The organism is Klebsiella sp. ZJOU C1, assembly GCF_035620215.1.
GTDB lineage: Bacteria > Pseudomonadota > Gammaproteobacteria > Enterobacterales > Enterobacteriaceae > Klebsiella > Klebsiella variicola.
In genome coordinates, this window is the sequence record NZ_CP141644.1 from 5,303,625 (window position 1) to 5,316,214 (window position 12,590).

Below are 12,590 nucleotides of genomic sequence, written 5' to 3' on the forward strand. Positions count from 1 at the left end.
AGATAAGGCATCGCTTGGCAACAGGAGAAGACGATGGCGGACTGGGTTAGCGGCAAAGTGACAAAAGTGGAGTACTGGACGGATGCCTTGTTCAGTTTATACGTGCGGGCGCCTGTTCATCCGTTTACCGCCGGGCAGTTTACCAAGCTCGGACTGGAAATCGACGGAGAACGCGTGCAGCGCGCCTACTCCTACGTCAATGCCCCCGGCAATCCCGATCTCGAGTTCTATCTGGTCACCGTCCCGGAAGGCAAGCTGAGCCCGCGTCTGGCGGCGCTGAAGCCGGGCGATGAAGTCCTGGTGGTGAGTGAAGCGGCAGGTTTCTTCGTCCTCGATGAAGTACCGGATTGCGATACCCTGTGGATGCTGGCGACCGGCACTGCCCTCGGGCCGTACCTGTCAATTTTGCAGGAAGGCAAAGATCTTGAACGCTTTAACAACCTGGTGCTGGTTCACGCCGTCCGCTACGCCGCGGACCTGAGCTATCTGCCGCTGATGCGCGAGCTTGAGCAGCGCTACGCCGGTAAATTACGCATCCAGACGGTGGTCAGCCGCGAAACTGTGGAAGGCTCGCTGACCGGCCGGGTGCCGTTCCTGATTGAAACCGGCGCGCTGGAAGAGGCGGTCGGGCTGGCGATGAACACCGACACCAGCCACGTCATGCTGTGCGGCAACCCGCAAATGGTGCGCGATACCCAACAGCTGTTAAAAGAGACCCGGCAGATGACCAAACATCTGCGTCGCCGGCCGGGCCATATGACAGCGGAGCACTACTGGTAATCAGGCGTCCGCTTTCCAGCGCACGTCCTGGGTCTCCTTGCCGAACTTATTCTCGCCCTGGGTGCCGACAAACGCCCCCAGGTCGATCAACATCATGACGATAATCAACGTCGGCACAAAGCGCCCGACGCCCCACTGCCAGACCTGCGGCAGCATCGCCCAGTTCCCCGCCAGCAGCATCCACGCCAGAATCATCAGCAGCGCCCACAGTCCGGATTTGCCGCGATCGTGCAGCCGCTTGACCACCACCGCCGCCGTCGGCCACAGCAGGCAGACGATAATAAACGCCGCCGTCTGCAGGTTGAGAAGATTGCTGCCTGCCAGGGTAAACAGGGCGCTCATGGTCACCAGCCAAATGGCAATCCAGATCCAGAAATCGCGGCGGCCAATGCGCCCTTTAATTGAGAATAACCACTGCTGTAGGGTCATGCGTTTTTCCTTATCATCATCGTCTGCGTAGTTTACCCTGGCGTCGTGACTTTTTGACAAGCGCCGCGCTTCCCGATTTAATCGTCAGCAGGCAAAAAAAGGAACGACGGGCATGAAGAAGTGGACAATCTTGTGTTTAAGTGGGCTGATGGGCCTGACCGTCGGCCCGCACGCGTTGTCCGCAGAAAGCGAATCGGCGACAGCGGCGCCCTATCTGCTCTCTGGCGCCCCGAGTTTTGACCTGTCGATCAGCCAGTTCCGGGAAAAATTTAACGCCGATAACCCGAAGCTGCCCCTGAACGAATTCCGTTCCATCGCCACCAGCCGGGATCAGGCTAATCTGACCCGCGCCGCCAGCAAAATTAATGAAAATCTCTATGCCTCGACCGCGCTGGAGCGCGGCACGCTGAAGATCAAATCCATGCAGATCACCTGGCTGCCGATCCAGGGGCCGGAGCAAAAGGCGGCGAAAGCCAAAGCGCTGGAGTATATGAGCGCCATGATCCGCGCCTTTGTCCCCACCCTTAGCCCGGCGCAAAGCCAGCAAAAGCTGCAGAAACTGCTGACCGCCGGCAAGGGCAAACGCTACTTTGCCGATACCGAAGGCGCTGTACGCTATGTGGTGGCAGATCATGGCGAAAAGGGTCTGACCTTCGCCATTGAACCGATTAAGCTGGCGTTATCTGAAACGCTGGAAGGCAACAATAAATGACAAAAAGCAAAGCCTTTCCAGTGACGAGTCTCTATACTGTTTCACAGACCATGCTGCCCTCTGGGGCGGCTATATTCCTTAATTCGCTTAAGTAGCGTGGAGAATTAAAATGCGACATCCTTTAGTGATGGGTAACTGGAAACTGAACGGCAGCCGCCACATGGTAAACGAACTGGTTGCGAACCTGCGTACCGAGCTGGCTGGCGTAAGCGGCTGTGCAGTTGCCATCGCCCCGCCGGAAATGTATCTGGACCTGGCTAAACGTGCGGCAGAAGGCAGCCACATTCACCTGGGCGCGCAGAACGTTGACGTGAACCTGTCCGGCGCATTCACCGGTGAAACCTCCGCCGAAATGCTGAAAGATATCGGCGCACAGTACATCATCATCGGCCACTCCGAGCGTCGTACCTACCACAAAGAATCCGACGAGCTGATCGCGAAGAAATTCGCTGTGCTGAAAGAGCAGGGTCTGACCCCGGTACTGTGCATCGGTGAAACCGAAGCCGAAAACGAAGCGGGCAAAACCGAAGAAGTTTGCGCACGTCAGATCGACGCCGTGCTGAAAACGCAGGGCGCTGCCGCTTTCGAAGGCGTGGTTATCGCTTACGAACCGGTATGGGCTATCGGTACCGGCAAATCCGCGACCCCGGCTCAGGCTCAGGCGGTGCACAAATTCATCCGTGACCACATTGCTAAAGCTGACGCGAAAATCGCTGAGCAAGTGATCATCCAGTACGGTGGTTCCGTTAACGCTGGCAACGCAGCAGAGCTGTTCACCCAGCCGGACATCGACGGCGCGCTGGTTGGCGGCGCCTCCCTGAAAGCTGACGCTTTCGCGGTGATCGTTAAAGCAGCAGAAGCAGCGAAAAAAGCGTAATTCGCTTTTCCCGGTGGCGAAACGCGACCGGGGTGACTGACAAAACGTGGGAGCCCGGCTTAGCACAGCGCAAGCCGGGCTTTCTTTTGCCGTTACAGTTTCCCCAACAGCTGATACCACGCGTAGTCCAGCGGCAGTAAAATCAGATAACTCACCGCCGCCAGCGCCAGACACAGTTGCATCCCCGCCCTCGCCGGGACCTTGCCTAACCCCATCGCCACCACGATCGGCGACGCCTGATAGGGCAGCAGCGGCGTGGAATACCCCAGCACCTGAATCATGATCACGCTGAGCAGCGGGAAACCGGTCGCGTCGGCAAAGCTCTGCGCAAAAGTGGTATACAGCGCCGGCACGCCGTTGGCGGTCATAATAAAGTTCAGCGCGCTGGTTATCCCGGTCAGGGCGAGGAAGCTGGTGAACGGATTGTCTTTATCCAGCGGCATCACCTGCAGCAGCGCATTGCCCACCGCACCGCCAATTCCGGTTTGGGTAACGGCGATCGCCAGTCCCAGAATCCCGGCAACATAAATGCAGGTGCGCATATTCACCCCGCTGGCAAACTCCTCACCGTTGATAAAGCCCACCCGCGGCAGCAGCGTGACCACTGCCGCCGCCAGGCCTGTCCACGCCGGGCCGACGCCGTGCCAGCTCTCGGTCACCCATAGCGTGAGGACTACCGCCAGCAGCCACGCCAGACGTTTCTCGTCGCGGCTCATCGGCGGCAGCGGCGCCAGGTCACGCGGTGGATGCGGCTTGCCGGGAAACAGCCTGCAAATCAGCGCCACCAGCACCGCCCCTTTCAGCCAGCCAAGCACCGGCGTATGCAGCAGCAAATAGGGAACATAATTCAGATGGATACCGTACGAGCCTTCCGCCGCGCCGCTCATCACCAGATTTGGCACGTTAGCGGGCAAAATCGTCGCCGAAAGCTGAAAGGTGCCGAACCCCACCGCCAGGGCCAGGCCGAACCAGCCGCGGCTGCCATCGACAATGCCCGCGCGGCGGGCCATCGCCGCCACGATCGGCATCAGCAGCGCGATACGTCCCATGTTGGAAGGCATGACAAACGCCAGCGCGTAGCTCAGCAACACCACGCTGCCGACCATCCGCGGCCAGGAGTCAGTGAGCCGCGCAGACAGCGCCTGCGCCGCCCGGTCCGCCAGCCCGGTTTTACGGATCGCGATACCGAGCACAAAGCCGCTGAACACCAGCCAGAACGCCGAGGAGGCAAAGCCGCCGAAGATCACCTCCGGCGGAGCGATTTTCGCCATCATCGCCGCTGCGAAGAACAGCAGCGCGGTGATAAATTCCGGCAGCAGCGACGTCGCCCAGAGCACAATGGTGACGCCGACAATCAATGAAGGAAGGAACAGCGGGTGGGTAAGCCAGAGCGACATGCCTGTCTCCTGTCGTTTTTTTCAGCAAGAATACGACGACAGGTAAGACAGGTAAACGCCAGAACTAGTGGTTTGCGTTAAGGATGGCGCAACGATGATCCTGAATTTCTTCCGCTGAAGCCCGGTTCAGGGTCAGCAGGTTACGCTCCGTCGCCAGCAGCACCAGCGAGCCGTCGCTCTGCTGCGCCATCGCCAGCGCAAAGCGTCCCATATGTTCGCGCGCCTCCGGCACCTCTTCCGCCAGCATCAGGAACGGGCTGCGCTGGGCCAGTTCGGCCTCCGTCACCCGGCGCGCCAGGTATTCATGGCCCTGAAGCCCGCCCGGCAGCGGCAGCCAGCGGCTGCTGACCGCCGCCGCATCCTTATCTAACTGCGCGCGCACATCGGGGCGCAGGCAGGAGATATGAATATGGAAATGGTTTTGCGTGCGTCCGCTGCGCGAGTTAATCGCCAGCGATATCGCGTTATCGGGAACCGGCGCGCCGTGACGCTGACTCATGATTTCTCGTCCCTGCCAGGCCTGCCAGAAGAAGTTCGGCGTCAACGGGTCCAGCAGCAGCGGGCTTTCGGTGCCGTTAATGCGGTAGGTCGGCATCAGCAAATACTGCAGCGGGCCGTTACGGTCTTTAAACAGCACATAGCCGCCCTTGAGGTTCACTTCCGCGCACGGCGACGGGTTTTGCTGCTGTTGCTGATGGGGTACGCACTGCTGCAGGACAATCTTGCGTAATGCGTCCGGGTTGCCGGAGTGCAGCCAGTAGTAGCCGCCCGCCAGCGCCGCGAGGATCGCCACCAGCAGCGCCAGCAAAAAGTATCTTACTCTTCTCATTTTCATTCCCTGTTAAGCCTGAAGCGGAAGAGTAACGTAATTTGATGACTAAATGAAAACAGATGGCGGGCGGGGCGTTATCCCGGGTGGCGGCTGACGCCTTACCCGGGCTACGGACGGTGCAAATAGTAGCCCGGCTAAGCGCAGAGAAAGCCGGGGATTCCCCGGGTCGCGGCGTTCCGCCTTACCCGGGCTACCAGACGAAGCAGAACTGTAGCCCTGCTAAGCGTAGCGCAAGCAGGGCCAAGAGGATTAACGCTGGCTAATCTGGTCGAAGGTGCCGCCGTTGGAGAAGTGCTCTTTCTGCGCTTTCGTCCAGCCGCCGAACTCCTGATCGATAGTAAACAGCTTCAGTTTCGGGAACTCGTTAGCATATTTCTTCGCCACATTCGGATCGCGCGGGCGGTAGAAGTTCTTCGCCGCAATCTCCTGGCCTTCCGGCGAGTAGAGATACTTCAGGTACGCTTCCGCCACCTGGCGCGTGCCTTTTTTATCCACCACTTTGTCGACCACAGAGACGGTCGGCTCAGCCAGAATCGACTCACTCGGGGTCACGATTTCAAACTTGTCTTTGCCCAGTTCGTTGGTCGCCAGCAGCGCTTCGTTTTCCCAGGCAATCAGCACATCGCCGATGCCGCGTTCTACGAAGGTATTGGTCGAACCACGCGCGCCGGAGTCCAGCACTTCCACGTTTTTATACAGCGCCTTGACGAATTCCTGGGCTTTGGCCTGGTCGCCGTGATTCTGATGCAGAGCATAGCCCCAGGCTGCCAGATAGTTCCAGCGGGCGCCGCCGGAGCTTTTCGGGTTCGGGGTAATGACCGACACGCCCGGTTTGATCAGGTCGTTCCAGTCATGGATCTGTTTCGGGTTGCCCTTGCGGACGAGGAACACGATGGTTGAGGTATACGGTGCGGAGTTATCCGGCAGGCGTTTCAGCCAGTTTTTATCGATACGGCCGCGTTCAGCAATGGCGTCTACGTCGTAGGCCAGCGCCAGTGTGACCACATCCGCTTCAATACCGTTAATCACTGAGGTCGCCTGTTTGCCAGAACCACCGTGCGACTGGCGGATCACCACGTTGTCGCCGGTCTCCTGCTTCCAGTGCGCGCTAAACGCTTTGTTGTACTGTTCGTACAGCTCGCGCGTTGGATCATAAGAAACGTTTAAAAGCTGAATGTCTTTTGCCAGAACGCTGGCGGATGCCAGCAACAGAGTTAACCCTACGCCCCACTTATTCATCGCACCGCTCTCTTTATGTGTGTTGTGATGGGCTAAGCGTGCCAGAAAGCGATTCAATGATTAAAGAATAAAAAAAGATTGGCTATAACTTGTGGATATAAAGAGGTGAATAAGGATTGCCCCCTCCCGGGCGGGAGAGGGCGCGAAGCGATTAGACTTCTTCCATACGGCCCAGCAGCGCCTGCAGGCGATCCTGCCAGCCCTGCTGTTGCTCTTTCAGCTGGCTGTTTTCGCGCTCCAGCTCTTCACGACCATGCTGCGCGCTCTGAACTTCCTGAACCAGGGTGTTGTTCTTTTCTTTCAGCTCTTCGATTTCCATCTGCAACAGAGTGATGGTATCAATCGCCTGCTGAACTTTAGATTCTAATTTCTCAAACACTTCTAATGACATCGTCATACCTCTCCTGAACTTGCAAGGCGTTGATAGAAACTCGTGTTTCGTATACGCGGTCCCGCCTTAACGAAAATTAGCGCACATAGCGGTGTTATCGTCGATTGTATGAATCCCCGCCGCCCCTGTCCAGCGGCAAGCCGCGCAGATTGCGGTTTGCAACACTTTTCAGTCTTTACCTGGTGCTTTCAGCGCAGTTCGCTCGTACTTCATGAGTCATTGTTAATTTTATGGTTAACAAAATGCGAGGTGAAACGCTCCGGCACCGGTCTCAATGCGCGCGGATGGCGCGAAAACGCTCATTTTCTTGACGCGGTACACACATTTGAAGTTCGATATTTCTCGTTTTTGCTCGTTAACGATAAATTAACACTATGCCTACATGGCAATATGGTCGTCTGTGACCACCCTACATACAATAATCATCACCACGCTTCAGGATTCGATTATGAGCCAAACATCAACCTTAAAAGGCCAGTGCATCGCAGAGTTCCTCGGTACCGGGTTGTTGATCTTTTTCGGCGTTGGGTGCGTGGCTGCGCTCAAGGTCGCGGGAGCCAGCTTCGGGCAATGGGAAATCAGCATCATCTGGGGTCTGGGCGTCGCCATGGCGATCTACCTGACCGCTGGGGTCTCCGGTGCGCACCTTAACCCTGCGGTAACTATCGCACTCTGGCTGTTCGCCTGCTTCGATGGCCGCAAAGTGGTCCCTTTTATCATTTCGCAATTCGCTGGCGCCTTTTGCGCTGCGGCATTAGTTTACGGGCTTTACTACAATCTTTTCCTCGATTATGAAACCACCCACCATATGATCCGCGGCAGCGTAGAAAGCCTCGATCTGGCCGGCATCTTCTCCACCTATCCGAACCCGCATATCAATTTTGTGCAGGCCTTCGCGGTAGAGATGGTGATTACCGCTATCCTGATGGGCGTCATCCTGGCGCTGACCGACGATGGCAACGGCGTGCCGCGCGGCCCGCTTGCTCCGCTGCTGATCGGCCTGCTGATTGCGGTGATTGGCGCCTCCATGGGACCGCTGACCGGCTTCGCCATGAACCCGGCGCGTGATATCGGCCCGAAAGCTTTCGCCTGGCTGGCCGGCTGGGGCGACGTCGCCTTCACCGGCGGCAAAGATATTCCTTATTTCCTGGTGCCGCTGTGCGCACCGGTGGTCGGCGCGGCGCTGGGCGCATTCAGCTATCGTAAGCTGATTGGCCGTCACCTGCCTTGCGACACCTGCGTGGATGAAGAGCAACAGAGCCCCTCCTCTTCCACCACTCAACATAAAGCTTCGCTGTAATCTGACTACGGGACACCGACTATGACCGACAAAAAATATATCGTTGCGCTTGACCAGGGCACTACCAGCTCCCGGGCCGTTGTGATGGATCATGATGCCAATATCGTCAGCGTCTCCCAGCGAGAATTTGAACAAATTTATCCTAAGCCAGGCTGGGTCGAACATGACCCGATGGAAATCTGGGCTTCCCAAAGCTCAACGCTGGTCGAAGCGCTGGCCAAAGCGGATATCAACTCCGATCAGATCGCGGCCATCGGCATCACCAACCAACGTGAGACCGTGGTGGTGTGGGAGCGTGAGACCGGTAAACCCATCTACAACGCCATCGTCTGGCAGTGCCGCCGTACCGCGGAGATCTGCGAGCAGCTCAAGCGTGACGGGATGGAAGAGTATATCCGCAAGGCCACAGGCCTGGTGGTGGACCCCTACTTCTCCGGCACCAAGGTAAAATGGATCCTCGACCATGTCGAAGGTTCCCGTGAACGTGCGAAACGCGGCGAGCTGCTGTTCGGCACCGTTGACACCTGGCTTATCTGGAAGATGACCCAGGGCCGCGTGCACGTTACCGACTACACCAACGCCTCACGTACCATGCTATTCAACATCCACGAGCTGGACTGGGACGACAAAATGCTCGACGCGCTGGACATTCCGCGCGCCATGCTGCCGGAAGTGCGCAAGTCTTCCGAAGTGTACGGCCAGACCAACATCGGTGGTAAAGGCGGGACCCGTATTCCTATCGCCGGGATCGCCGGTGACCAGCAGGCGGCCCTGTTCGGCCAGCTGTGCGTCAAAGAAGGGATGGCGAAAAACACCTACGGCACCGGCTGCTTTATGCTGATGAATACCGGCGAAAAAGCGGTCACCTCCACCCACGGTCTGCTGACCACCATCGCCTGCGGCCCGCGCGGCGAGGTGAACTACGCGCTGGAAGGGGCGGTGTTTATGGCCGGCGCGTCTATTCAGTGGCTGCGCGACGAGATGAAGCTCATCAGCGATGCCTTCGATTCCGAGTACTTCGCCACCAAAGTGAAGGATACCAACGGCGTATACGTGGTACCCGCGTTCACTGGTCTTGGCGCACCATACTGGGACCCGTATGCCCGCGGCGCGATTTTCGGCCTCACCCGCGGCGTGAACTCCAACCACATTATCCGTGCGACGCTGGAGTCCATCGCCTATCAGACCCGCGATGTGCTGGAGGCGATGCAGGCAGACTCTGGCATTCGTCTGCACGCCCTGCGCGTGGACGGCGGCGCGGTGGCTAACAACTTCCTGATGCAGTTCCAGTCCGATATCCTCGGCACCCGTGTCGAGCGTCCGGAAGTACGCGAAGTGACGGCGCTGGGCGCAGCCTATCTGGCGGGTCTGGCGGTCGGTTTCTGGCAGAATCTGGACGAGCTGCAGGAGAAAGCGGTGATTGAGCGCGAATTCCGCCCGGGGATTGAAACCACTGAGCGTAACTATCGTTACAGCGGCTGGAAGAAAGCGGTGAAACGCGCGTTAGCGTGGGAAGAGCACGACGAAGCGTAAGATTGTGGAGGTATTCCCGGCTTGCGGCGTAAACGCCTTAGCCGGGCTACAAAACCCCAAACAGCACGATCTTGTAGCCCGGACAGGTGCGCAGCACCGCCTCCGGGTTTTTTATCAGCCAAATATTGGCAGCAGCAGGTATAGCTTAATCACCAGTGCGTTAACGATGTCGATAAAGAACGCTCCCACCATCGGCACCACCAGAAAGGCCATATGTGACGGGCCAAAGCGGTCGGTAATCGCCTGCATATTAGCAATCGCCGTCGGCGTTGCGCCCAGACCAAACCCGCAGTGGCCCGCCGCCAGCACCGCGGCATCGTAATTCTTGCCCATCATCCGGTAGGTAACGAACACCGCATACAGCGCCATCGCCAGCGCCTGCACCGCCAGGATAATAATCATCGGCAGCGCCAGCGAGGCCAGCTCCCACAGCTTGAGGCTCATCAGCGCCATGGCGAGGAACAGCGACAGGCTGACGTTGCCCAGCACCGATACCGCGCGATCGAACACCCGGTACAACCCCGCCAGCGCCAGGCTGTTGCTAAGGATCACGCCGATAAACAGCACGCAGACGAAGGTCGGCAGCTCGAAGACGCTGCCCGCCAGCAGTTGCGCAACCACCTTGCCCACCGTCAGACAGATAGCGATCAGGGCGATACTTTCGATCAGCACCAGCGAGGTGATCACCCGCCCCACGTCCGGTTTTTCAAAGGCGGTTGGCGCCACCTGATCGTCCGGTGTGCCGTCCGGAGAGGAAGAGTGCTTCACCAGGTAGCGAGCCACCGGACCGCCGATCAGGCCGCCCAGCACCAGGCCGAAAGTCGCGCAGGCCATCGCCACTTCGGTGGCGTTGGCAAAACCGTAGCGTTCAACGAACAGCTTGCTCCACGCCGCCCCGGTGCCGTGGCCGCCGGATAAGGTAATCGACCCGGCCAGCAGGCCCATCAGCGGATCCAGCCCCAGCAGCGTCGCCATGCCGATACCGAGGGCATTCTGCAGCAGCAGCAGGCCAACCACCACGATCAGGAAAGTGCCCAGCACCTTGCCGCCGGCCCGCAGGCTGGCGAGGTTGGCGTTAAGACCGATGGTGGCGAAGAACGCCAGCATCAGCGGGTCTTTCAGACTCATATCGAAATCAATTTCGATATCCATGCTTTTCTTCAACACCAGCAGCGCCAGCGCCACCAGCAAACCGCCGGCAACAGGTTCAGGAATGGTGTATTTCTTGAGGAAGGGAACGGTTTGCACGAGTTTTCTGCCGAGCAATAGCACAAGCGTTGCGGCAACGAGCGTCGATAAGGTATCGAGGTGAAACATAAAAAGCTCCTTATGGGCGCATGATCCATTCACACGCGACGTAATTCCTGGTGTCTTTAGCTTCTCATCATGAGGAGTCAGAAGGGGATTTTACGCAGAACGGCGGAAAAAATGACAGAAAAAGATATTTTGTATCCTTAATGATGCGATTTAGCATACAAAATGTTAATAACCTCGTTGCGCATATTCACGGCATAAATTTTTATGACCAAATGCTGGCAAACGTTTGCTTTTGGTCTACAGTCCGATAAAATTCCCGCTTTGCCACCTTGGGATTGCTTGTGATGTCCGTTAACACCGCAGAGTCAGAAAATGCGCAACCGGTTGCGCATAAATCAGCTAGCGAATTAATCTACCGCCTCGAAGATCGCCCACCGCTACCGCAAACCCTGTTCGCCGCCTTCCAGCACCTGCTGGCGATGTTTGTCGCGGTGATCACTCCAGCGCTGTTAATCTGCCAGGCTCTCGGTCTCCCGGCGCAAGATACCCAACATATCATCAGCATGTCGCTGTTCGCCTCCGGTGTCGCCTCTATTATTCAGATCAAAGCCTGGGGCCCGGTCGGCTCCGGATTGCTCTCCATCCAGGGCACCAGCTTTAACTTTGTCGCCCCGCTGATCATGGGCGGTACCGCGCTGAAAACCGGCGGCGCCGACGTCCCCACCATGATGGCCGCCCTGTTCGGCACCCTGATGCTGGCCAGCTGCACGGAAATGGTGCTCTCCCGCGTCCTGCACCTGGCGCGCCGCATCATTACCCCACTGGTCTCCGGCGTGGTGGTGATGATTATCGGCCTGTCGCTGATTCAGGTCGGACTGACTTCCATCGGCGGCGGCTACGCGGCGATGGCCGACCACACCTTCGGCGCGCCGAAGAACCTGCTGTTGGCGGGCATCGTGCTGGCGCTGATCATTATTCTCAACCGCCAGCGTAATCCCTATTTGCGCATTGCTTCGCTGGTGATTGCCATGGCGGCGGGCTATCTGGCGGCATGGTTCCTCGATATGCTGCCAGCCAATACCGCCCCGACCAACAGCAGCCTCATCACCGTGCCGACGCCGCTCTACTATGGTCTCGGCATCGACTGGAGCCTGCTGCTGCCGCTGATGCTGGTGTTTATGATCACCTCCCTGGAAACCATCGGCGATATCACCGCCACCTCAGACGTCTCCGAACAGCCGGTTTCCGGCCCGCTGTATATGAAACGCCTGAAAGGCGGCGTGCTGGCTAACGGCCTGAACTCCTTTGTTTCCGCGGTCTTCAACACCTTCCCGAACTCCTGCTTCGGCCAGAACAACGGCGTGATCCAGCTGACCGGCGTCGCCAGCCGCTACGTCGGCTTTGTGGTCGCCCTGATGCTGATCGTCCTCGGCCTGTTCCCGGCGGTGAGCGGCTTCGTGCAGCACATCCCTGAGCCGGTGCTCGGCGGCGCCACGCTGGTGATGTTCGGCACCATTGCCGCGTCCGGCGTGCGCATCGTCTCCCGTGAGCCGCTGAACCGTCGGGCGATCCTGATTATCGCCCTGTCGCTGGCAGTGGGCCTCGGCGTGTCGCAGCAGCCGTTGATCCTGCAGTTCGCCCCAGACTGGCTGAAAAACCTGCTCTCTTCGGGGATTGCCGCCGGTGGTATCACAGCGATTGTTCTGAATTTAATTTTCCCGCCAGAAAAAGCCTGATCTGACGCGCTCCCGGTCGTGCTATCGGCCGGGACGCTCTCCACGACCTGCCTCATCACGGAAATAAACCACGCCCGCCTTGAGAAGTGCGCCTAAATCGGGCATAA

12 protein-coding genes are annotated in these 12,590 nt (G+C 58.3%); 6 read left to right on the forward strand and 6 right to left on the reverse strand.

Translation table 11 applies throughout. The annotated features are described in order from the left end of the window. Positions 1–33 precede the first annotated feature (33 nt). Positions 34–780, forward strand: a complete 747-nt coding sequence (gene fpr, locus SPE70_RS25455; protein ID WP_023298349.1) for a ferredoxin--NADP(+) reductase — start codon at positions 34–36, stop codon at positions 778–780. Here the strand turns inward: fpr and SPE70_RS25460 are convergent, their stop codons facing one another. Then, complete coding sequence (locus SPE70_RS25460; RefSeq protein ID WP_004173894.1) at positions 781–1,209, reverse strand: DUF805 domain-containing protein; 429 nt, start codon at positions 1,207–1,209, stop codon at positions 781–783. It abuts the gene before it with no gap. 112 nt (positions 1,210–1,321) lie between these two features. Here SPE70_RS25460 and SPE70_RS25465 point away from each other — a divergent pair, with 112 nt between their 5' ends. Together SPE70_RS25465 and tpiA are read left to right on the forward strand one after the other, a co-directional pair. Further along, positions 1,322–1,921, forward strand: coding sequence for a YiiQ family protein (locus SPE70_RS25465; protein WP_008806815.1), 600 nt, complete (start codon positions 1,322–1,324; stop codon positions 1,919–1,921). 109 nt (positions 1,922–2,030) lie between these two features. Next, a complete protein-coding gene (gene tpiA / locus SPE70_RS25470; RefSeq protein ID WP_002922909.1) occupies positions 2,031–2,798 on the forward strand; it encodes a triose-phosphate isomerase in 768 nt (255 codons plus the stop codon). 92 nt (positions 2,799–2,890) lie between these two features. On the opposite strand, the gene SPE70_RS25475 is transcribed toward tpiA, so the two are convergent. The 4 genes from SPE70_RS25475 to zapB form a co-directional block, all read right to left on the reverse strand. Beyond that, positions 2,891–4,195 (reverse strand): SLC13 family permease, encoded by a 1,305-nt coding sequence (locus tag SPE70_RS25475; protein WP_008806814.1) that lies wholly within the window; start codon positions 4,193–4,195, stop codon positions 2,891–2,893. 64 nt (positions 4,196–4,259) lie between these two features. Further along, the gene (locus tag SPE70_RS25480) at positions 4,260–5,030 is read right to left on the reverse strand and encodes a CDP-diacylglycerol diphosphatase (RefSeq protein ID WP_162493227.1); all 771 of its coding nucleotides are present in this window, start codon (positions 5,028–5,030) and stop codon (positions 4,260–4,262) included. Between the two features lie 246 nt (positions 5,031–5,276). Next, positions 5,277–6,266 carry a sulfate ABC transporter substrate-binding protein gene (locus SPE70_RS25485; RefSeq protein ID WP_002922936.1) on the reverse strand — a complete coding sequence of 330 codons (990 nt, stop codon included), beginning with the start codon at positions 6,264–6,266 and terminating at the stop codon, positions 5,277–5,279. 151 nt (positions 6,267–6,417) lie between these two features. Then, on the reverse strand, positions 6,418–6,663 hold the full coding sequence (gene zapB, locus SPE70_RS25490) for a septal ring assembly protein ZapB (RefSeq protein WP_008806812.1): 246 nt from the start codon (positions 6,661–6,663) through the stop codon (positions 6,418–6,420). A gap of 442 nt (positions 6,664–7,105) precedes the next feature. Between zapB and SPE70_RS25495 the strand changes: the two genes are divergently transcribed. Both SPE70_RS25495 and glpK read left to right on the forward strand, forming a co-directional pair. After that, positions 7,106–7,957, forward strand: coding sequence for an MIP/aquaporin family protein (locus SPE70_RS25495; RefSeq protein WP_064170604.1), 852 nt, complete (start codon positions 7,106–7,108; stop codon positions 7,955–7,957). 21 nt (positions 7,958–7,978) lie between these two features. Next, entirely contained in the window at positions 7,979–9,490 is a 1,512-nt protein-coding gene (glpK, locus tag SPE70_RS25500) for a glycerol kinase GlpK (protein WP_008806810.1), read from the forward strand. A gap of 114 nt (positions 9,491–9,604) precedes the next feature. Here glpK and gltS read toward each other — a convergent pair whose 3' ends face one another. Further along, a complete protein-coding gene (gene gltS / locus SPE70_RS25505; protein ID WP_012967046.1) occupies positions 9,605–10,807 on the reverse strand; it encodes a sodium/glutamate symporter in 1,203 nt (400 codons plus the stop codon). Between the two features lie 284 nt (positions 10,808–11,091). Here gltS and SPE70_RS25510 point away from each other — a divergent pair, with 284 nt between their 5' ends. Beyond that, positions 11,092–12,483 (forward strand): nucleobase:cation symporter-2 family protein, encoded by a 1,392-nt coding sequence (locus tag SPE70_RS25510; protein ID WP_008806808.1) that lies wholly within the window; start codon positions 11,092–11,094, stop codon positions 12,481–12,483. Positions 12,484–12,590 lie beyond the last annotated feature (107 nt).